Annotated in this window: 17 protein-coding genes, 7 tRNA genes and 2 pseudogenes; 4 read left to right on the top strand and 22 right to left on the bottom strand. The window is 40.5% G+C overall.

What is annotated here, in order from left to right; all coding sequences use genetic code 11:
* Nucleotides 1-4: 4 nt before the first annotated feature.
* From AC0L7Q_RS04980 to dnaQ, 11 genes are all read right to left on the bottom strand, one after another.
* The gene (locus AC0L7Q_RS04980) at nt 5-1,117 is read right to left on the bottom strand and encodes a DUF6136 family protein (protein WP_409425065.1); all 1,113 of its coding nucleotides are present in this window, start codon (nt 1,115-1,117) and stop codon (nt 5-7) included.
* Nucleotides 1,114-1,704: an ABC transporter ATP-binding protein gene (locus AC0L7Q_RS04975; protein WP_409425064.1), complete on the bottom strand. Its 591-nt coding sequence runs from the start codon at nt 1,702-1,704 to the stop codon at nt 1,114-1,116. The genes AC0L7Q_RS04980 and AC0L7Q_RS04975 overlap by 4 nt, the downstream gene beginning before the upstream one ends.
* Before the next feature lie 548 nt (nt 1,705-2,252).
* Nucleotides 2,253-2,329 (bottom strand) — tRNA-Asp (locus tag AC0L7Q_RS04970).
* A 53-nt stretch (nt 2,330-2,382) separates the two neighbouring features.
* A tRNA-Asp gene (locus AC0L7Q_RS04965) sits at nt 2,383-2,459 on the bottom strand.
* A 36-nt stretch (nt 2,460-2,495) separates the two neighbouring features.
* Nucleotides 2,496-2,572 (bottom strand) — tRNA-Asp (locus AC0L7Q_RS04960).
* A 38-nt stretch (nt 2,573-2,610) separates the two neighbouring features.
* A tRNA-Asp gene (locus tag AC0L7Q_RS04955) sits at nt 2,611-2,687 on the bottom strand.
* A 31-nt stretch (nt 2,688-2,718) separates the two neighbouring features.
* Nucleotides 2,719-2,795 (bottom strand) — tRNA-Asp (locus tag AC0L7Q_RS04950).
* Nucleotides 2,796-2,836: 41 nt separating this feature from the next.
* Nucleotides 2,837-2,913: transfer RNA gene (locus AC0L7Q_RS04945), tRNA-Asp, on the bottom strand.
* Nucleotides 2,914-2,940: 27 nt separating this feature from the next.
* A tRNA-Asp gene (locus AC0L7Q_RS04940) sits at nt 2,941-3,017 on the bottom strand.
* Between the two features lie 98 nt (nt 3,018-3,115).
* Nucleotides 3,116-4,486 carry a TIGR03503 family protein gene (locus AC0L7Q_RS04935; RefSeq protein WP_413401567.1) on the bottom strand — a complete coding sequence of 457 codons (1,371 nt, stop codon included), beginning with the start codon at nt 4,484-4,486 and terminating at the stop codon, nt 3,116-3,118.
* A 9-nt stretch (nt 4,487-4,495) separates the two neighbouring features.
* Nucleotides 4,496-5,209: a DNA polymerase III subunit epsilon gene (gene dnaQ / locus AC0L7Q_RS04930; RefSeq protein ID WP_413401565.1), complete on the bottom strand. Its 714-nt coding sequence runs from the start codon at nt 5,207-5,209 to the stop codon at nt 4,496-4,498.
* A gap of 68 nt (nt 5,210-5,277) precedes the next feature.
* Here dnaQ and rnhA point away from each other — a divergent pair, with 68 nt between their 5' ends.
* Nucleotides 5,278-5,742 (top strand): ribonuclease HI, encoded by a 465-nt coding sequence (gene rnhA, locus AC0L7Q_RS04925; protein ID WP_054202172.1) that lies wholly within the window; start codon nt 5,278-5,280, stop codon nt 5,740-5,742.
* A 14-nt stretch (nt 5,743-5,756) separates the two neighbouring features.
* On the opposite strand, the gene AC0L7Q_RS04920 is transcribed toward rnhA, so the two are convergent.
* Nucleotides 5,757-6,518: a class I SAM-dependent methyltransferase gene (locus AC0L7Q_RS04920; RefSeq protein ID WP_413401563.1), complete on the bottom strand. Its 762-nt coding sequence runs from the start codon at nt 6,516-6,518 to the stop codon at nt 5,757-5,759.
* 53 nt (nt 6,519-6,571) lie between these two features.
* Here AC0L7Q_RS04920 and gloB point away from each other — a divergent pair, with 53 nt between their 5' ends.
* Both gloB and AC0L7Q_RS04910 read left to right on the top strand, forming a co-directional pair.
* Entirely contained in the window at nt 6,572-7,345 is a 774-nt protein-coding gene (gene gloB, locus AC0L7Q_RS04915; protein ID WP_413401561.1) for a hydroxyacylglutathione hydrolase, read from the top strand.
* 153 nt (nt 7,346-7,498) lie between these two features.
* A pseudogene (locus AC0L7Q_RS04910) lies at nt 7,499-9,075 on the top strand (LysM peptidoglycan-binding domain-containing protein).
* Between the two features lie 69 nt (nt 9,076-9,144).
* Here the strand turns inward: AC0L7Q_RS04910 and AC0L7Q_RS04905 are convergent.
* Nucleotides 9,145-10,515 (bottom strand): Gfo/Idh/MocA family protein, encoded by a 1,371-nt coding sequence (locus AC0L7Q_RS04905; RefSeq protein WP_409425058.1) that lies wholly within the window; start codon nt 10,513-10,515, stop codon nt 9,145-9,147.
* A gap of 362 nt (nt 10,516-10,877) precedes the next feature.
* On the opposite strand from AC0L7Q_RS04905, the gene AC0L7Q_RS04900 reads away from it, so the two are divergent.
* Nucleotides 10,878-12,488, top strand: a complete 1,611-nt coding sequence (locus AC0L7Q_RS04900; RefSeq protein WP_413401557.1) for a M28 family metallopeptidase — start codon at nt 10,878-10,880, stop codon at nt 12,486-12,488.
* Between the two features lie 65 nt (nt 12,489-12,553).
* On the opposite strand, the gene AC0L7Q_RS04895 is transcribed toward AC0L7Q_RS04900, so the two are convergent.
* The 9 genes and pseudogenes from AC0L7Q_RS04895 to AC0L7Q_RS04855 form a co-directional block, all read right to left on the bottom strand.
* Entirely contained in the window at nt 12,554-12,781 is a 228-nt protein-coding gene (locus tag AC0L7Q_RS04895) for an EH domain-containing protein (RefSeq protein WP_409425056.1), read from the bottom strand.
* A 69-nt stretch (nt 12,782-12,850) separates the two neighbouring features.
* Entirely contained in the window at nt 12,851-13,063 is a 213-nt protein-coding gene (locus AC0L7Q_RS04890; RefSeq protein ID WP_008114577.1) for an EF-hand domain-containing protein, read from the bottom strand.
* 155 nt (nt 13,064-13,218) lie between these two features.
* Nucleotides 13,219-13,431, bottom strand: coding sequence for an EF-hand domain-containing protein (locus tag AC0L7Q_RS04885; protein WP_413401554.1), 213 nt, complete (start codon nt 13,429-13,431; stop codon nt 13,219-13,221).
* Between the two features lie 537 nt (nt 13,432-13,968).
* Nucleotides 13,969-14,184 carry a TIGR02450 family Trp-rich protein gene (locus AC0L7Q_RS04880; RefSeq protein ID WP_008114572.1) on the bottom strand — a complete coding sequence of 72 codons (216 nt, stop codon included), beginning with the start codon at nt 14,182-14,184 and terminating at the stop codon, nt 13,969-13,971.
* A gap of 58 nt (nt 14,185-14,242) precedes the next feature.
* Nucleotides 14,243-14,590: pseudogene (locus tag AC0L7Q_RS04875) on the bottom strand (cupredoxin domain-containing protein).
* A 23-nt stretch (nt 14,591-14,613) separates the two neighbouring features.
* The gene (locus AC0L7Q_RS04870; RefSeq protein ID WP_413401551.1) at nt 14,614-16,854 is read right to left on the bottom strand and encodes a heavy metal translocating P-type ATPase; all 2,241 of its coding nucleotides are present in this window, start codon (nt 16,852-16,854) and stop codon (nt 14,614-14,616) included.
* On the bottom strand, nt 16,851-17,288 hold the full coding sequence (locus AC0L7Q_RS04865) for a MerR family transcriptional regulator (protein ID WP_409425558.1): 438 nt from the start codon (nt 17,286-17,288) through the stop codon (nt 16,851-16,853). Before AC0L7Q_RS04865 ends, AC0L7Q_RS04870 begins: the two co-directional genes overlap by 4 nt.
* Nucleotides 17,289-17,439: 151 nt before the next feature.
* Nucleotides 17,440-17,937, bottom strand: a complete 498-nt coding sequence (locus AC0L7Q_RS04860; protein ID WP_413401549.1) for a DUF2059 domain-containing protein — start codon at nt 17,935-17,937, stop codon at nt 17,440-17,442.
* Between the two features lie 137 nt (nt 17,938-18,074).
* On the bottom strand, nt 18,075-18,407 hold the full coding sequence (locus AC0L7Q_RS04855; protein ID WP_008114566.1) for a Na+/H+ antiporter subunit G: 333 nt from the start codon (nt 18,405-18,407) through the stop codon (nt 18,075-18,077).
* Nucleotides 18,408-18,411: the final 4 nt, after the last annotated feature.

Raw genomic sequence — 18,411 nt, 5'->3', positions numbered from 1 at the left:
ATTACTAATAAAAGCTAAGCAACACACCTGTTATAACCATCCAAACCAGCGCATAATGCGCTGGTTTTTTTTGCGCAAAGTAAACCTGTATTACACACCACATATTACCAATAAAAAATAATGCAATATGAATGTGATCAAAAATAACGCTATAACTTATCGTTGCTACTAAAAACAGCAATAGGCTAGGTAAAAACTGGCTAATATAAAAGGCACGTTCTCGCTGGCATGTTTTAAAAAACAATCGATACTGCTCGTGAACTTTACCGCAATCAAATTGCAAAGAGCTACTAAAAAGCACAATAAAAGCCATGGTCAACACTACGAGTATAGATACCAAATCAGCACGTTCGTTTATTAGTGCCGCTGATGCCATAAATACACATAAAAGTAGCGACACGCGCCAAACAAGTACCCAGCTATGGTTTAGTAAATAACAAAACCAAAAACCAAATATTGAACTTACTGCAATTCGCCCGTTAACATTAACCACGGGGACAAAAAGACTCAGCGTAAACAGTAAAGCAAAGCCTATATGATAGGTGAGCGGTTGCATATAAATAGGAACACACACTAATATCGTGCTAAATATAAAGCCATATATCAGTGCGCTGGGTTTGTATAAGCACAAAACGCCCAAGCTAAATTGCAACAACATAAATACAACAAAGTGCGGTACTTTAACCCATTGTGATAGCGTTAAATCTAGCGCAATTAATACACTGGCTATTAACCAAGCATTACTTAGCGTTAATAATTTAATATCAACTAAATATAACCACACTGATCGCGCAATAGTTTGCTGGAATAGCCGCTGCTGACTATTTTTAATTGCTGACTTCATTGCGCTGAGCATCACACTTTGTAATAACAAATAAAATAAGGCCATTTGTGCACCGTATTGTGGTGCTGCGCTGCTGTCTATAATTTTTCCGAGACCTAAAAAAAGTAGCAATATCAAACCCAACATCGATGAGCCTAACACCACTAAAAATAACAGCCCAAAACTTTTCAGTTGTAATAATAATTGCTTAAGTTCTTGGTTATAAGCTAAATACCGGTAACCCATAAACACTCTATATTGAGCTAATGGGTGTTTACTTGGTGCAATATTCATAACGATATGCGCTCAAAGCCATGTTCAACAAACACAGTAGGTTCGTGACAAGTAATAATAACTTGCCCGTTTGGTTTATCTGCTAAGTAAGCGTCAAGTAAGGAAAGAAGATATTGTATGCTTGCCTGATCAAGGGCTGCACTCGGCTCATCAAGTAATAGATAAGGTGCCTTGCGCATTAATGCTAAAATTAATTGGCACTTTTTTTGATTGCCTGAGGATAATGCATCAAAACGCGTATTAAGAAATTCGCCAAAATTAAAACCACTAACAATTGCATTAGGCCATGGGCAACCGAGTGTACTAACAGATAAATGTATAATTTGATTGGCAGTTAAAAAATCTGGTAAAGCAATACGATCAGTAGCAATAGCGACCTGTTTATCTAGTTCTTTAAGTGTTTCCCCTGCAAATAAAAATGTACCACTTTGCGGCTTTTCAAGCCCCGCTAGCATCATAAGTAACGTGGTTTTGCCTTGGCCGTTAGGTGCATCAATACACACTTTTTGGCTGCTAAACACCTTATTGTAATCATGGTAGACAACGTTGGCGGCAAACTGCTTATTTAAGCCAATCACTTCAATCATAAAATATCCTTTTTAAATCAGCTTTATATTATAAATAAACTTTTATAATAAACAAAACCCACCCCAACAGCTTAAAAAAACAATAACGATAAAGTAGCGTCATTTTCTAATAGCGACAAACCTTTTATAGCAAGTTGAAACAGCATCAGAAGCTCTGAAACCGCTTGTATCATCAACAGCGATTCACCCTAATAGTTCACTATAAAGATAAGCTTTTTACATCTGCGGCGTTATGACTTAGCCTCAGGACAATAAAAACTGTTTTAAAAGATAATTTGAATTTTGATAACACGTAAAGCTTTGAACTAAACTAAAAATTAAACTAGGTGTTTTTTAACTCAAGCCTATCAAGGCTGACTTGTTAATTGTGACTGATAGCTGATAGCTGATAGCTGATAGCTGATAGCTGATAGCTGATAGCTGATAGCTGATAGCTGATAGCTGATAGCTGATAGCTGATAGCTGATAGCTGATAGCTGATAGAATAATATATTAACTGTTATTAATTAGGAAAGTATTTTTTAAATTGTTATTGAGGAAATAACAAGTGGCGGAGTGGACGGGACTCGAACCCGCGACCCCCGGCGTGACAGGCCGGTATTCTAACCAACTGAACTACCACTCCGCAGTGGTATGTGCATGGGGTGATGCACTTACTAATTTTGTTACGATATCAAATGGCGGAGTGGACGGGACTCGAACCCGCGACCCCCGGCGTGACAGGCCGGTATTCTAACCAACTGAACTACCACTCCGCAGAGATATCTTTTACTTGTCATTACTTAATTTGTTGGCGGAGTGGACGGGACTCGAACCCGCGACCCCCGGCGTGACAGGCCGGTATTCTAACCAACTGAACTACCACTCCAGCATACAAATTTTGTAATATAACGTTGTTTAAATAGTTGGCGGAGTGGACGGGACTCGAACCCGCGACCCCCGGCGTGACAGGCCGGTATTCTAACCAACTGAACTACCACTCCAGCGCGTATTTAAACTGTTATTTTTTCTTATTGGCGGAGTGGACGGGACTCGAACCCGCGACCCCCGGCGTGACAGGCCGGTATTCTAACCAACTGAACTACCACTCCATAATAAGAATATGTTTTACAACCATATGTTGTGTAAGTGTTGGCGGAGTGGACGGGACTCGAACCCGCGACCCCCGGCGTGACAGGCCGGTATTCTAACCAACTGAACTACCACTCCAGCGCATACTTACAAATTGTCGAAAATTGGCGGAGTGGACGGGACTCGAACCCGCGACCCCCGGCGTGACAGGCCGGTATTCTAACCAACTGAACTACCACTCCGCATTTTCGTTGTTGTCTGAGTCTCCCCTGACAGCGGCGTGAATAATACGAACCAGCCCCTGCTTCGTCAAGGGCTTTTTTGTTTTTTTACAGGTTTTTTAGTCATCTGACATCGAAAGGTTTAAAATTTCAGCTGATTTATCATTTTTTGAGCTACTTTCTGGAGCCTCTGATTTTTTCTGCTCGGCTTTTTTGGACTCAACAGCTTTCTTTTTCTTTAAAAAAGTTAAATTCAATTTAAATTTTAATGATTTGTTCTGCACAAAAACACGAATACACAGCCAACCTATAAATAAAATGGCTAAATTTCCACCAACAATTAAACTAACCATTAATCCCGTCGCCATTACTTTTGGTTTTACAACTGGCACAGGAATATTTTCTGGCTCGGTAACACTGGCAACTGGAATTTCTGGAATCACTTCTATCGGTCTTTCTATCTCAAATAGATAGGTTGGCAATGTAGCCATAAACTCTCGGTCATTGATTGTTGAGCCAAAAACAGAGATTTCAATGTTGTAGCGTCCCCAACCATAATCTTGTAAAGCCAGCTCTCTTGCTGTGGTGCTGTTGCTATCTAAGTAAAATATCTGTTCTTCACCATTGGGGTAATAAATTTTACCTTGCATGATCACCGTTTCAGGTTTTAAAAGCTTATCATCAATATTGATCGTAATACGGTGATCTTCCCCCTCCTCAGTTGCTTCAATGGAGGTGAAGCTAAAAGGCGGCTCATGCACAACAATAGTATCTTGAACCACTCGTCTCTCTAATACGTCGGTGGTAATATAAAGCTCAGGACGCCACTCGCCGGGTGTGAAATTTAAGGTAAATTCACCGGTAAACACACCGTCTTTGGCACTTTCATCAAACCCGTAACCATCATCTTTGAATTCAGTTACTTGCTGTATGCCTGCACCAAAGTTTTCAAAATTTTCATTATTGGTGCTCACAAAGCTTACATTAAGCGAGACCGCATCTTTAAATAGATTGGCGCGAATCGGCTCACCATCATTTAAAATCTCACCGGTTACTTTTACAGTTTCACCCTGAAACAGAATTTTAGGCAATGGCTCTACTTTTAGCGATAGCTCACCAATAACAACAATGCGGCTTTCTGGCATTACTTGGCCGATAACTTGCCACGGTCCGGGCATAGGATTGCGAATAACTACTAAGTCATAATTTAATTCGTCGTACCAATCAAGACTAGTGTTTCTCACCGCATTGGTAGCGAAATATTTAGCGCCATCGGGCCTTACTAAAATTACGGCAGGCGATCCTGGGCGTCTAAAAAATATTAATTTTATTTCATCAATTTTGTCATCAACACGAAAACGGTTATCCAGTAACGGGATTTCATTTTGTTTACCGCTGCCTTTTAACTCTTCAACTTGCTTTACGCTGTGCGCATCGTGGGGGAAACACACGGCAATTAAAAGCAGTGAAACTACTAATAGCGTTTTCATAATAATGCCCTATTCAGCGCGCCATAAACAATGGCCGCACTCCTTTTGTACAATGTCTAAACGCGTTTGATGTGCGCTTTGCTCTGCATCGCTAGCTGCTATAACTACCAAAGGCGCCCTGTCGCTACTTAGGCGTCTAATACCGCCTTTTTGATCTTCACTTGAGTCATCTTTGTTTTGATTTAGGTTTAGCTTTACTTGTCCACCGGTCATTGCCAGGTAAACATCGGCTAAAATTTCAGAATCCAGTAAGGCGCCGTGTAACGTACGCTTAGTGTTATCAACATCATAGCGGCGACAAAGTGCATCAAGGTTGTTCTTTTGTCCTGGATGCAAGTCACGCGCCATTTTAAGGGTATCAAGCACGCCACAAAAACTATGGGTGTTTTGATAGCCTTGGTTTAATAACGCAAATTCATTATCCATATGGCCAATATCGAACGGCGCATTATGAATAACTAACTCAGCCCCTTTAATATAGTCAAAAAACTCTTGGGCAATATCACGATAAAGTGGTTTATCGCGTAAAAATTCATTAGTAATACCGTGAACGTCGATTGCTTCTTCTTCAATGCTGCGCTGCGGATTAATGTAAACGTGAAAATTATTGCCGGTTAACCGACGATTCATAAGCTCCACACAGCCGATCTCAATGATACGATGCCCTTGTTTAGGGTCGATGCCGGTGGTTTCTGTATCTAAAACTATTTGTCTGCGTGCCATATCGAATTAAGCCTGACTCTGGTATCTTTCTATAATCACTTTATTGTACATAATATCAAGGTAAAACAGTGCAAAAAACCGTAGAGATTTACACCGATGGTTCGTGTTTAGGTAATCCAGGCCCCGGTGGTTATGGTATTTTTATGATTTATGAAGCCCATGAAAAAAAATTAAGCCAAGGTTATAAGCTTACAACCAACAACCGTATGGAAATGCTGGCAGCCATTGTGGCGCTAGAATCTCTTAATCGTGCCTGCCCTGTAACCCTAACTACCGATAGCCAATATGTTAAGCAGGGTATTGAGTCTTGGATCACCAATTGGAAAAAACGTGGTTGGCAAACCTCGGCTAAAAAGCCGGTTAAGAATGTAGATTTATGGAAACGTCTCGACAAAGCCTGTGCCGAGCACGACGTTACCTGGAAATGGGTAAAAGGCCACAGTGGCCACAAATATAACGAAATTGTTGACGACCTTGCTCGTGATGCAGCCAGCGGCAACAATTTACTCGATGATGAAGGTTACCAACCGTAACCCTCTACATCATGCTATTTTTTATTTTGTTGATAATGCTGTTTTGAGGTTTGCCTAAGCCCTACCCCTTTTATTGGCGCAAATTGTGGACGAGCATGCCACTTAGGTTTAATTGGCGTAAGTGGCGCAACACGTTTTCGTGCTACCAGCATATACACACTGCCCATAGGTTTTAAATATTGTTTGGTAAAGCTGCGCCAAAATGCGAACCGCGATAAGCGATTACCGCGTGCCAACGACGAATATATAAAACGCTCATCGGCCACAATTTCAAACCCAAGTAAATTTAGCCAATCTTTAACCCGTGCAGGGGTGAAAAATCGCCCTGTCCACGGTAACTTTTGACGGCTAAACGGCAACAATTGCGCTAACCCACAAAAGCTAAACGGATTAAAACCCGTAATGGCAATATAACCACCTGGAATAAGGGTTCGATGAACCTCACGTAATATATGATGCGGATCTGAGTGATACTCTAAACAATGGCTCATAATACAGGCATCTATACTGTGCTCGTAAAAAGGCAGTTCGTCTATATCGGCCACTACCCCCGTGTATGGGCCAGGCTCTGCAACGCATACTTGATGCTTAATGGAGCTTTTACTTGTATCGAGCTCAGCACTTAAATTACCTAATTTAAGCATATGATAGCCAAACATACGCGGTAACCACGGCGACAATTTGCGTTCTATATCACAACGTAAATAATCACCATGCGGAAACTGCTGCCATGACAACGGTTTGGGGCCTTCTTGAAAACTAAGGGCTGGTTTCATTATATAAGCTCGTTATAATATTAATTAAATACCACTTTATAGAGCAACAATACATGGTGCAAGTCAAAGCAATTAAAGCCTTTTCTGATAACTACATTTGGTGCTTAACCGCCGAGCAGAATAACCACGCGTGGGTGGTTGACCCAGGGCAATCAGCGCCAGTTATAGAGCATTTAGCACAGCATAACTTAACCCTTGGCGGTATTTTAATTACTCATCATCATTATGATCATACCGATGGTGTAGCTCAATTAGTAAAACAGTATCCAAACATCGCCGTTTACGGCCCTAGTAATAGTCCGTTTGAGGGAATAACAACACCTTTAAATGAAGGTGACACAATTAGCATTTTAAACATTCCATTTGAAATTATAACAACACCAGGGCACACCCTAGACCATATTTGTTATATTAATGATGCACTGGCCTTTACTGGCGACACCCTGTTTAGTGGCGGTTGTGGGCGCTTATTTGAAGGTAGTCCAGAGCAAATGTGGCATTCATTTAATAAGTTGCGAGCACTGCCAAGTGATTGCAAAGTATATTGCACCCACGAATACACCCAAGCAAACTTGACCTTTGCAAAAGCGGTTGAGCCACGAAATCCCGAATTACTCGCTTACAGCCAGCAAGTAGATGAATTGCGAAAAAATGATGAAATAAGCTTGCCAAGCACCATAGGCCAAGAGCTAAAAATTAACCCTTTTATGCGTAGTAATTTGCCCAATATTACAAAGTCACTACCAAAAGAGTATTGTTTAGTTACAAAAAACAATGAACCTTGGGAAAACTTTGCTAGTCTGAGAATGTTCAAAGATAATTTTTAAGCCAGTGACAAAAATAATTAACTGAACATTTGAAATAACAATAAGTTAACATTTTCTAATTATATTTGTTTGCATTTTTAACGATGACAAGTGGCAATGTTGGCTCATAATGAGTAGTATTCGCCGAGTTTTTTACCCTATGTATTGGTATTTATGAATAAATCTCCTCTTTTATTGGTTTTAGCGATGACGCTAAGCGGTTGTCAAACATTGACAACATTAAACACAGATTCACAAAATCAAGTTCAAAACCAACTTGAAGGCGCCAGCCCAAATGATATTAGCACTGCATTAATGATGAATGCGCAATATCAACAAGTAAATGATATTGAAGAAGAAGCCCCTGTGTTTGACGATGTTTGGGAGCGTATTCGTTACCAATTATCTATTGATATCCCACAAAACCGCCCAGTGGTCGCTGAACGAAATTATTATGCACGTCATCAGGCATACCTTGACCGTATTTCTAAACGTGCTGAGCCGTATTTACATTTTATTGTTGAAGAAATTGAAAAGCGTGAAATGCCTATCGAAATTGCACTTTTACCTATTGTAGAAAGTGCGTTCGACCCTTATGGCTATTCGCATCGAACTGCATCGGGTATTTGGCAATTTATGCCTGCAACTGGTGAGCGTTTCGATTTAAAGCAAAACTGGTGGTATGATGGTCGTCGCGATATTGTGCAGTCTACTCGCGCTGCACTTGATTATCTCTCGTACTTACACAAAACCCTTGAAGGTGATTGGCTGAACGCAATTGCCGCCTATAACTCAGGTGAAGGCCGCTTGCTGCGTGCGATAAAAAAGAATCGTAAAAAGCATTTGCCTACCGACTTTTGGTCACTAGATTTACCTCGTGAAACCACTGCCTACGTGCCTAAATTATTAGCTTTAGCTGATTTATTAAAACGTGCAGATGAGTTTAAAGTGTCGTGGAAGCCAATAATTAACGCACAAGTAGTCGAAGTGGTTAATATTGAGTCACAAATAGATTTAGCACTGGCTGCGGACATGGCCGATATGACCCTTACCGAACTATATCGATTAAATCCAGGATTTAACCGCTGGGCAACCGATCCGGATGGCCCACACTTTTTATTACTTCCTACCGATAAAGTAGAACAATTCACTGAAAAGCTTACCGCTACAGCGATTAAAAACCGTCTTCGTTGGCAGCAATATAAGGTTAAACGTGGCGATAGCTTGTCGGTGATTGCAGATAAATTTACCACTAGTATCAGCGCAATTAAGTCATTAAATAAGCTTAACTCAAACGTAATTCGTGTGGGTCAACAAATTTTAGTGCCACTCACTGATGGTAAAATTAACAGTGAACATTTACCTCAGCAAGTACGTGCGGCCGCTAATAAAAGTTTACGTACTAAACTTTCTCATACGGTAAAGAGTGGCGATACCCTATGGGATATTAGCCGCGAATACGATGTAACGATGAGTGAATTAGCTAAGTGGAATAAGCTGAAAAAAATGCAGTACTGCGTTTAAATCAAAAGTTGGTAGTTTATAAGTCAGCTAGCCAGCCTAAAGAGTCGACGAGTAATACTAATCGTACTATTACCTACAAAGTGCGCCGAGGCGATTCTTTAGCGCGTATAGCGTCTAAGTTTAATTTAACAGTGAGCGATATTATTAAATGGAATAACCTTGCTGGGCAAAAATATTTGCAGCCAGGACAAAAGCTTAAATTAAAAGTAGATGTAAGAAGTAGCTGATCCCTATTGTAATAAACTGTTAAATAAAAAAAGAGCGCATGTGCTCTTTTTTTATGCCTGCTATAAACCTTAGCTTACAATGCCTAAAGGCTTTGCTGTTTGCCATGCACCGCGAGTAAAATCAGGAATATCAATTGAGCGGCTACGCTCACTCACAGACTGGGCTGATAATGGTGAAATAACCGACCACGCTGCGCCATCGTAAACGTCCTGATCCAGCGGTTCGCCATTTCTTAGGCAATAAATCATCCGCCAAAACATTAAAAAGTCCATGCCACCGTGGCCACCATTGCGCTGTGCCTCTTCACCCATTTTTGTCCATAGGGGATGATCGTACTGCTCATACCATGCGCTCATATCATAATCCCATTCATGAAAGCTTGTTGATCCGCCATTTTCAAGTGCAATACGATTAGGGAAACCGGCAAACACTCCATTCGTGCCTTGGATTAAGTTATGTCGAGAGTATGGCCGAGGGGTTGTTGTATCGTGCTGTACCATAATACTGCGCCCCTTGAGAGTTTTAATTAGTGTCGTGTTCATATCACCGGCAATATAATTAAGCTGATTACGGGAATGATCCGCTGCAAATTCACGTTGTGCATAGGCGCTTCTACCCAGCGAAGGTGAGCTCATTGAAGTTAAAAAATAAAACCTATCGCCACGATTTATATTCATATATTGCGATACAGGGCCTAATCCATGAGTGGGGTATAAGTTACCATCACGTTTTGCATGCCATTGCGTTCGCCATGAGCCTGTTTTGTGCTCAAGCTCTTTCATTTGCCAACGAAGCTCATGAATATAGGCCGCTTCGCCATGTAACAGCTCCCCAAATACACCTTGGCGCACCATGTTTAATACCATTAACTCGTCGCGACCGTAATTCACATTTTCCATCATCATGCAATTTTTTTGAGTACGTTCGGCGGTATCTACAATCTGCCACATTTCGTCAACAGTCAGTGCCAAGGGCACTTCAACAAAAGCATGTTTTGCGCTGTGCATAGTATCGATAGCCATAGGTGCATGCCATGCCCAAGGAGTAGAAATAATGACTATATCTATGTCTTGTCGTTCAAGCATTTGTTGATAAGCCCGCTCACTGCCAGTATATAACGCCGGCTTAGCTACCCCTTTATCAACTAAATAATTGGCAGCTCGCTCTAGCACCTCAGTATGCGTGTCACAAATAGCGACTATTTGCGCACCTTCAATATGGCTCATGCGCTTTACATGTCCATAACCGCGCTGACCCACACCAATAAAGCCCACTCTAACCACATCCATTTTGGGCGCGACTAAACCAATAACACTGCGCCCTTGCTGTTTTGGTGCGCTTGCATTAGCACTTCCACTTGATGCACAACCACTCACTACACCGGCAGCGGCGGCGACACTGGCTGCTTTTAAAAAGTCTCGACGATTAAATTGCTTCATTGGTTTATCCCTTTTGTTATTGTTTTTAACTTAACCTGAACTCTGGTTAAGAGATTTACTAACATATTGAATCAAAGTAATATTTATGTCTGTCTTCTCTAGCCAGAGATTTTCAGTGAAAACAAGGCGAAATTACGCGTCAATAGCTAGTCTATTGCAAGTAAATTCAACGCAGTTAGCGCTCAAAATAGCTGCTTGAGATAGATTTATTATCCAGAGTTCAGGTTAACTTACCTAAAGGCGATGAACGGGTAAATAGGTGAAGAGGTAAGCGACATAAAAATAAGATTAAAAGAGATAAAAATTCGCATTTAACGGTTACTTGGGGTTATAGTCGAAAAAAATTATTATTTTAAGTAGTTATGTCTTATATAAAAATCACTGCACTTTTTTTAGCTATTGCACTAACGGGTTGCTCTGAGCCTACAACGCCAGCTTCATCTCTTGAAAACAGCTCAGGCGTTAGTTTAAACAATCTTAAGCAACATATTAAAACCTTAGCATCAGATGACTTTGAAGGACGCGGCCCGCTTACCTTAGGTGAAGTTAAAACCGTTGGTTATTTAAGTGAGCAATACCAAGCGATGGGGTTGTCTGGCGCGTATCAAGGGAAATATTTACAGCCAGTTAAAATGGCCATGCTAACTGCAGATCAAAAAATGCAATTAACTATGGGAGAGCTTAGCTTTACTGCAGGTAAAGACTTCACCGCCCGTACAAAGCAGTTACAGCCAATTATTGATGTCCGCAATAGCGATATTGTATTTGTTGGTTATGGGATTAACGCGCCAGAATATAACTGGAACGACTATGCCAATGTTGATGTAACTGATAAAACCGTTATTGTGCTGGTGAACGATCCGGGCTTTGCCACCCAAGACGATACACTATTTACAGGCAATGCCATGACCTACTATGGCCGCTGGACTTATAAATATGAAGAAGCCGCGCGCCAAGGTGCAAAAGCGGTATTTATTGTTCATGAAACAGCCCCAGCCGCATACCCTTGGGGCGTGGTTGAAAGCTCAAACACGGGCACCAAGTATAGCTTGATGGACAACAACCTTAATGCATCTGAACTGCCGGTTATGGGCTGGTTAACACTTAATGCGGCTGAACAAGTATTCGCATCGGCAAACTTAAATTATCAACAATTAAAGCAACACGCATTGAGTAAGCAATTTCAAGCCAAGGAATTGAACTTAAAGGCGAACCTTGCATTTAAAAATGAAGTGTCGCACGCTAAATCACATAATGTGGTTGCACAAATTACAGGCAGTGAAACCCCTGACGAATACGTTATTATTAGTGCTCATTGGGATCATTTTGGTACTAAACAAACCGACAGTGGACCTAAAATTTATAATGGCGCAGTCGATAATGCTTCAGGCACTGCAGCAACGCTTGAAATTGCTCGCATTATGAGCAAAATGCATCAGCAAAAGCCGTTTAAGCGCTCAATCCTGTTTGCTAACTTTACTGCCGAAGAAACAGGTCTAATTGGCTCAGAAGAATTTGCCAATGGGAACATGATTGCCACCAAAAAAATGGTCGGATTATTAAATATCGATGGTATGAATGTACTCGATGAAACCAATTATATTTTGCAATACGGTAGCAACTTATCCGAAATGGAGCATTACTTAGCAAGCGCGGCTAAAGCACAAGGACGCGTGGTAAAAATGGATCCTCGCCCACAAAATGGATTGTTTTTTAGATCAGATCATTTCTCACTCGCTAAACAAGGCGTGCCAAGTTTACTGTTTATGAGCTTAGGTGATACCGACCCTGACTACATCAGTCATAAATACCATAAAGAAGCAGACGATTATTCAGATAAATGGTCATTGGCTGGTGCAAAACAGGATATCGAGCTGGTTATAGATATAGCCAGTCAACTTGCCAATAATGGCGATTGGCCTAAGTGGACTAGCGAGTCTGATTTTAAAGCCAAACGTTTAGAAGATAAGTAAATAAAAAGCAGCCGAGAAATTATTCGGCTGCTTTTATCTGTATCGTTAAAGATTGTGCGTATTTGTTACTGAACTTTGGCAAATTCTTGCTTAGATAATTCGCCATTCCCGTCAATATCTAAGTCATCAAATAATTTAGCTAGTTGCGAATTAGCTTGTGCTTCAGACTGGCTAATAACGCCGTCGCCATCTGTATCGAAAGAATCAAAGTCAACCGCAGCAAAAGCGGCAGAAGACGAAGCAAGTGCAATTAAAGCAAGCGTTTTAGTTAGTGTTTTAGTAAATGTTTTCATAATAAATCCTTAGCTTAATAAAAAAGTTAGTAAGAAATCCTTTTCCGAGATCCTTAGGGAATTAGAAAATTAGTATGCTGAAAATTCGTCTTTAGAAAGTTCACCATTGCCATCACCATCCAGCTCTGCAAACTGCTCCATAAGTTCGGCCGCAACCGATGCTTCAGCTTGGCTAATTGTGCCACTACCATCTACATCAAGGGTTTCAAAGTCTGTGCTGGCAAATACTGCAGATGAAGAAGCAAGTGCCATAAGTACAAGAGTCGACTGTAATTTTTTCATAATATTAATCCTTCAAAGTATGCAATGTTTCGGTGTAAATTAATTGACTCAACGCTATAACCGTACATCCTAGTTATTCTCTTTCATAGGCTCCCTTGCCTATTTAGGTTGTCTTAAGCAACTCAGAATATGTAATAGCGTTGAGCATTGGCCTTTTAAGCCTTAGAAAATTCTGCTTTAGAAAGCTCGCCGTTTTTATCCGTATCAAGCTCTGTAAACTTACTCATAAGTGAGGCATCTACTGATGCTTCAGCTTGGCTAATTGTGCCACTACCATCTACATCAAGGGTTTCAAAGTCTGTGCTGGCAAATACTGCAGATGAAGAAGCAAGTGCCATTAATACCAGTGTTGATTTAAATGTTGTCATAACGTAATTCCTTCATTGGGTTGTAAGGCTAAGCGCTAAGCTTAATTACTTTTTGCTAAATACAGCTTAGGTATTACAACTTCGATGCCATGTTTATTTTTTAATTTATAAACAACAAGTTAAAAATAAAAATGGGATTTTTACTTAAAAACATCCCGCACTTTGTTGCTTTTTTGCAACAACTACTTTTAACTAAAAAGATACCCTTTAAAATTCAATGAGTTAAATCATCTAAAAAAGACACATCTATCTCTAATCAAACACAAAACAACAAGGCTGAGCCGCTATAGGGGTAAATCGCCACTGAACAAATTAAAAAAACGAAATTAAACAGGTTAAATTAAATAGATAACAAATTGAAAATAAACAACTTAAATTTATTTGTAAAAAAATATAAATTAATTTTTTAACGGGGAGAGAAAAAGCAAAGATTTGTCGCCGTATGGCGAATAAAGGCTAAAAATAGGGAGTGAACTTCGCGCGGGATACTGATTTGATGTCACTCATACCCACTTATTTGGGCATGAGTACAAGCGGTCACTTCCAGCCTTGGCGCCATCTTTGTTCATCTTTTAAGTCGCGCCACTGAATAGGATATTGATTTTTTGACATCACCGCCTCAGTGATACATTCAATCACATTACCGTCTTCATCAAATTCGACCTCAACAATAATAAAGTGCTTTTCTTTATTAATAGCTGGGATGGCCGTCCATTTACTATTTAGCAGTTTTTTGGGGTTTAATTTATTCATACTACAACCTTTTATATTTTCTGCTAGAGCATACGCATCACAGACACGTTTAGTTTTATTAAAAAACCAATAACTTACCTTTATACATTTGCATTTGGCAGTGAAAGGCATATTCACCGGCATCAAGCGCAGGTATCTCAATAGGCGCATTTTTACCTATGCATAGCGTTTCACGAGTTCGAGCGGGAGAAAATCACTGTTTCAGCGCAAGGAGAACTTTTTTGTCAATTAAAGCTCAGGATCAGAGGCGTATCAGCTGCCACCTTAATATACGCTGGAGAATATACTCCGTTACCCACAGTAATGGTTATTAAATTGCTATCACTATTTATTTTGGCTCATATAACCAAAACCAATAAATAATAGCGACAATAAGTAAAACGCCTAATAAATTAATTAATAACATAATTAAGTCCTCTATAAATAAAGTTACGAGTTACTCGCTTTAAAATAACGTAACCGATTTGCGTTAGTGACCACAGTAAGCGATGATAAAGCCATTGCCGCCCCAGCTACGACTGGGTTTAGTAGTAAACCAAAAAACGGATACAACAGCCCTGCAGCAATCGGAATACCCGCAATGTTATAAATAAACGCCCCAAACAAGTTTTGTTTAATATTAGTTATGGTTGCGCCACTAATTGCAATGGCATCTGCAAGACCATGAAGTGAGCCTCGCATCAGCGTTATATCCGCACTTTCAATAGCTACATCTGTGCCAGTGCCAATGGCAAACCCAACATCGGCTTGTGCCAATGCTGGCGCATCATTTATACCATCACCAGTCATGCCTACAATTTCACCTTGAGATTGACGCTTAGTCACTTCACTGGCTTTATCATCTGGCATTACTTGCGCTATAAAGTCTGTAATACCGACTTTGCTGGCAACGGCTTTAGCGGTCGCTTGGTTATCGCCTGTCAGCATAACCACCTGCATACCTTTATTTTGTAAGCGTTTAATGGCCTCAGCTGAATCTTCTTTTATTGGGTCAGCAACTGCGATTATGGCATGTAATTGATTGCCAATAGCAAAGTACATCGGCGTTTTAGCAGCGCTAGCAAGCTGCTCGGCTTGAGGTATTGCCTCTGCAATATCTATATTGTGGCTTTTCATTAGTGCCTGATTGCCAAACAATAGGCTTTGCTCATTAATGGTACCGATCACACCTTGTCCAGTGATAGCATTAAAATTACTGACTTTTTCAAGGGTGATATTTTTGTTTTTAGCATAATTAACAATGGCTTCGGCTAATGGATGTTCAGAGCTACTTTCAAGGCTAGCTGCTAACTTTAGCACCTCGGTACTGTCGCTTTGGTTGAACGTAACCACATCGGTCACGGTTGGCTTACCAGCGGTTATAGTGCCTGTTTTATCTAAGATCATGGTGGTGATTTTAGCTGTTGTTTGTAACGCTTCACCGTTACGAATAAGTATACCCGACTGAGCAGCTTTACCTATGCCGACCATAATTGACATCGGTGTAGCTAAACCAAGTGCACACGGGCAAGCAATAATTAAAACTGTGGTTATTGCAACAACCGCATAAGCAATACTCGGCTGTGGGCCAAAGTTAAGCCATGCTAAGCCTGCTAGCACCGCAATAATCATCACTGTGGGTACAAATATGCCTGAAATAACATCGGCTAAGCGCCCAATTGAGGGTTTAGAGTTTTGTGCACGTTTAACCATATTAATAATATTCGCTAAGGTGGTTTCGCTGCCTATATGGGTTGCTTTAAACAACAAAGTACCACTTTTATTAATACTGCCAGCAACAACCTTGTCACCCTCACCCTTATTAACCGGCATCGGTTCACCAGTGAGCATTGATTCATCTAGTGTACTGCTGCCTTCAATAACATCTCCATCGACTGAAATTTTCTCTCCAGGGCGGACACGAATCAAGTCACCTTTAATAACTTGGCTTATATCTATATCTTGCTCTTGGTTATCTCGGATCACCCGTGCCGTTTTAGGTTGTAAACCAATTAAGCGTTTAATCGCCTCAGAGGTTCGCCCTCGCGCCTTTACTTCAAAAGCTAAGCCAAGACTAATTAAGCCTATGATCATCGCTGAGGCTTCAAAATAAACATGTCTAGCCACCTCTGGTAATAGACTTGGCATGATCACCACCACCATTGAATATAGCCAGGCTGTACCCGTACCAAGCGCAATCAAGGTATCCATATTAGCCGTATGATTTTTAAATGACTGCCATGCGCCAGTATAAAACTGCTTACCCGACACAATCATTACTACTAACGTCATCATTCCAACAATAAACCAGCCAATACGCTGGGCATTGCTAGTGACACTCATATCAAAGATTAATCCATAAAGCATTAATGGCGCACCCAAACCTAATGCCAATAGCATATTGCGCATAAGTTTTTTGTAGTGCGCGTTATCAGCTTCGGCTTTTTCATCTAGAGCGTCTTGTTGAGAATCACTGTTCATAGGTTTAGCTTGATAGCCAATATCAGCGACAGCGTGCATTAGCTGCTCAGGCTTAGCCGAACCTTCTACTTGCACAGTTCGATCGGCAAAGTTCATTTCAACGCGCTGCGCACCCTTTACATTTTTCAGCGCTTTCTCTATTTTAGCCACGCAACTGCCACAATTTGCGCCTTCAATCATAAAGTTTTGCGTGGTGGGTTGATTACTCATAACGCTTCCTTAGTATTTTTAACTTCAGAGATTGGATCAACAAAGGTCTCTATTAAGCTACATATATCTGCACTTACAGCCCCATCAGGCGATTTATCCCACTGTTTAACCGCTGCTTGCATTCGCGTGCGTAATTTAAGTGTTTCTTGAAAGTGCTGCTCTGTTTCCTCTAGTCGCTTTGCTATTAATTGTCGTGTAAGCGGACAAGGGCACAGCCCTTGCTCCGACTGTGCAATAATTTGTTGAATATCTTTTATTGAGAAACCGAGTTGACGCGCACTAATAATAAACTTTAAACGTTGCTGATCGGATGCGGTATATACTTGATAACCATTGCGCTCACCACGAATAGGATTAAGCAGCTTTATTCGCGTGTAATGACGAACCGTGTCTTGGGTCACGCCCATAGTATTGGCTAATTGCTTTACGTACATCATCAAACCTCTGGTTATGTAATGACAACATAATAAACCTATGTGTAACGCATAGGTCAACAGTTAATTAAGCACATGGCTGGGAGTGTGAAAGAAAATAAAGATAAGAGCAGCCACCATAAGTGACTGCTAAATTTGAGGGTTACTGTACTTAGTTTGCTTCGCTTCGCGATCGTTTAAGTGCTTCACCAAGCTCACCCGCAATAGCTTGAATTTCAGGCATAGCATCTTGTACTAAGGCTTGTGACATTTGCATAGATGCTTGCATTACCTGTGGCATTTTTTTCAAAATGGCCTGCCCTGATTCAGTCTTATAAAAAGCTAACATGTCGCTAATTTCTTGTGAAGTAAATTGTTTGTCGTAGAGGTTAATCATCATCGGCTGCATTTTTTGCCAGCTCATTTTTGTTTTTAATACCTCGGTCATATCAGCATAATATTTGTCGAAAATTGCTTTCTCATCTGGTTTTACGCCCATTTGCACCGACATATTTTGCATCATGCCCTCAACTTGCGCATACATAGAGTCAACCATGGCGTCCATGTTCATCACCTCGACCAGCTCATCAATCTTTTGCTGTTTGGCAGTCTGCGCTGCATATAAGTTAGTTGAGAAAATAAAAAGTGAAAGTAGTATTACCTTACCCATATTAATATCCTTTTTGTATTTGAATCGGCAACATGATCACATGTTCAATATATGTTGTAAATGGGGACACCCAAAAAACAAAAAGCCGAATAACACACGTTTATTCGGCTTTTTAATCCGCAAATGGGCAACAGTTTCTAATCTTTTTCGATATTATCGAGCCCTTTCGTTCCCTCTTTCGCTTTAAGCTTATGATGAATGGCGGTTTTAATTAGCATGTAGCCACTAATAGGCGCAGTGATTAATAAGAATATAGTGATTAATATCTCTTTTACGCTTAAGCCACTGACTGAATTGGCAAAAAATACCATGGCAGCGGTAAGTATACTCGCCATACCTAAAGTGGTGGCTTTTGTTGGCCCATGTAAACGCATGAAAAAATCAGGCAATTTGATTAAGCCAATTGAGCCAATTAAAATAAATAATCCGCCTAACAACAGCAATATTGATACGATCCATTCACTTATCATTTTA

The sequence above is a fragment of the Pseudoalteromonas sp. KJ63-1 genome (assembly GCF_055808145.1).
Note: the sequence above shows the minus strand (reverse complement) of the source record. Positions and strands in the feature narration are given on the sequence as shown.

Bases quoted from the DNA above. Each gene is read 5' to 3' on its own strand.
- AC0L7Q_RS04860 (WP_413401549.1), bottom strand. From the start codon at position 17,937: ATGGGTAAGGTAATACTACTTTCACTTTTTATTTTCTCAACTAACTTA.
- AC0L7Q_RS04920 (WP_413401563.1), bottom strand. From the start codon at position 6,518: ATGAAACCAGCCCTTAGTTTTCAAGAAGGCCCCAAACCGTTGTCATGG.
- AC0L7Q_RS04980 (WP_409425065.1), bottom strand. From the start codon at position 1,117: ATGAATATTGCACCAAGTAAACACCCATTAGCTCAATATAGAGTGTTT.
- AC0L7Q_RS04935 (WP_413401567.1), bottom strand. From the start codon at position 4,486: ATGAAAACGCTATTAGTAGTTTCACTGCTTTTAATTGCCGTGTGTTTC.
- AC0L7Q_RS04865 (WP_409425558.1), bottom strand. From the start codon at position 17,288: ATGTACGTAAAGCAATTAGCCAATACTATGGGCGTGACCCAAGACACG.
- AC0L7Q_RS04900 (WP_413401557.1), top strand. From the start codon at position 10,878: ATGTCTTATATAAAAATCACTGCACTTTTTTTAGCTATTGCACTAACG.
- gloB (WP_413401561.1), top strand. From the start codon at position 6,572: ATGGTGCAAGTCAAAGCAATTAAAGCCTTTTCTGATAACTACATTTGG.
- AC0L7Q_RS04870 (WP_413401551.1), bottom strand. From the start codon at position 16,854: ATGAGTAATCAACCCACCACGCAAAACTTTATGATTGAAGGCGCAAAT.
- AC0L7Q_RS04855 (WP_008114566.1), bottom strand. From the start codon at position 18,407: ATGATAAGTGAATGGATCGTATCAATATTGCTGTTGTTAGGCGGATTA.
- dnaQ (WP_413401565.1), bottom strand. From the start codon at position 5,209: ATGGCACGCAGACAAATAGTTTTAGATACAGAAACCACCGGCATCGAC.
- AC0L7Q_RS04975 (WP_409425064.1), bottom strand. From the start codon at position 1,704: ATGATTGAAGTGATTGGCTTAAATAAGCAGTTTGCCGCCAACGTTGTC.
- AC0L7Q_RS04885 (WP_413401554.1), bottom strand. From the start codon at position 13,431: ATGACAACATTTAAATCAACACTGGTATTAATGGCACTTGCTTCTTCA.
- AC0L7Q_RS04895 (WP_409425056.1), bottom strand. From the start codon at position 12,781: ATGAAAACATTTACTAAAACACTAACTAAAACGCTTGCTTTAATTGCA.
- AC0L7Q_RS04880 (WP_008114572.1), bottom strand. From the start codon at position 14,184: ATGAATAAATTAAACCCCAAAAAACTGCTAAATAGTAAATGGACGGCC.
- AC0L7Q_RS04905 (WP_409425058.1), bottom strand. From the start codon at position 10,515: ATGAAGCAATTTAATCGTCGAGACTTTTTAAAAGCAGCCAGTGTCGCC.
- AC0L7Q_RS04890 (WP_008114577.1), bottom strand. From the start codon at position 13,063: ATGAAAAAATTACAGTCGACTCTTGTACTTATGGCACTTGCTTCTTCA.